Below are 979 nucleotides of genomic sequence, written 5' to 3' on the forward strand. Positions count from 1 at the left end.
CTATGAGTAAACTTGGTCTGACAGTTACCAATGCTTAATCAGTGAGGCACCTATCTCAGCGATCTGTCTATTTCGTTCATCCATAGTTGCCTGACTCCCCGTCGTGTAGATAACTACGATACGGGAGGGCTTACCATCTGGCCCCAGTGCTGCAATGATACCGCGAGACCCACGCTCACCGGCTCCAGATTTATCAGCAATAAACCAGCCAGCCGGAAGGGCCGAGCGCAGAAGTGGTCCTGCAACTTTATCCGCCTCCATCCAGTCTATTAATTGTTGCCGGGAAGCTAGAGTAAGTAGTTCGCCAGTTAATAGTTTGCGCAACGTTGTTGCCATTGCTACAGGCATCGTGGTGTCACGCTCGTCGTTTGGTATGGCTTCATTCAGCTCCGGTTCCCAACGATCAAGGCGAGTTACATGATCCCCCATGTTGTGCAAAAAAGCGGTTAGCTCCTTCGGTCCTCCGATCGTTGTCAGAAGTAAGTTGGCCGCAGTGTTATCACTCATGGTTATGGCAGCACTGCATAATTCTCTTACTGTCATGCCATCCGTAAGATGCTTTTCTGTGACTGGTGAGTACTCAACCAAGTCATTCTGAGAATAGTGTATGCGGCGACCGAGTTGCTCTTGCCCGGCGTCAATACGGGATAATACCGCGCCACATAGCAGAACTTTAAAAGTGCTCATCATTGGAAAACGTTCTTCGGGGCGAAAACTCTCAAGGATCTTACCGCTGTTGAGATCCAGTTCGATGTAACCCACTCGTGCACCCAACTGATCTTCAGCATCTTTTACTTTCACCAGCGTTTCTGGGTGAGCAAAAACAGGAAGGCAAAATGCCGCAAAAAAGGGAATAAGGGCGACACGGAAATGTTGAATACTCATACTCTTCCTTTTTCAATATTATTGAAGCATTTATCAGGGTTATTGTCTCATGAGCGGATACATATTTGAATGTATTTAGAAAAATAAACAAATA

The 979-nt window shown here is 46.8% G+C and carries 1 protein-coding gene; it reads right to left on the reverse strand.

Annotated elements, in window-relative coordinates; translation table 11 throughout:
- Positions 1 to 24: 24 nt before the first annotated feature.
- Positions 25 to 885 (reverse strand): broad-spectrum class A beta-lactamase TEM-116, encoded by an 861-nt coding sequence (locus tag FB00_RS21840; RefSeq protein ID WP_000027050.1) that lies wholly within the window; start codon positions 883 to 885, stop codon positions 25 to 27.
- Positions 886 to 979: the final 94 nt, after the last annotated feature.

Origin of the sequence: Cellulosimicrobium funkei (genome assembly GCF_001019615.1) — a bacterium.
GTDB lineage: Bacteria > Actinomycetota > Actinomycetes > Actinomycetales > Cellulomonadaceae > Cellulosimicrobium > Cellulosimicrobium cellulans_E.

Bases quoted from the DNA above. Each gene is read 5' to 3' on its own strand.
- FB00_RS21840 (WP_000027050.1), bottom strand. From the start codon at position 885: ATGAGTATTCAACATTTCCGTGTCGCCCTTATTCCCTTTTTTGCGGCA.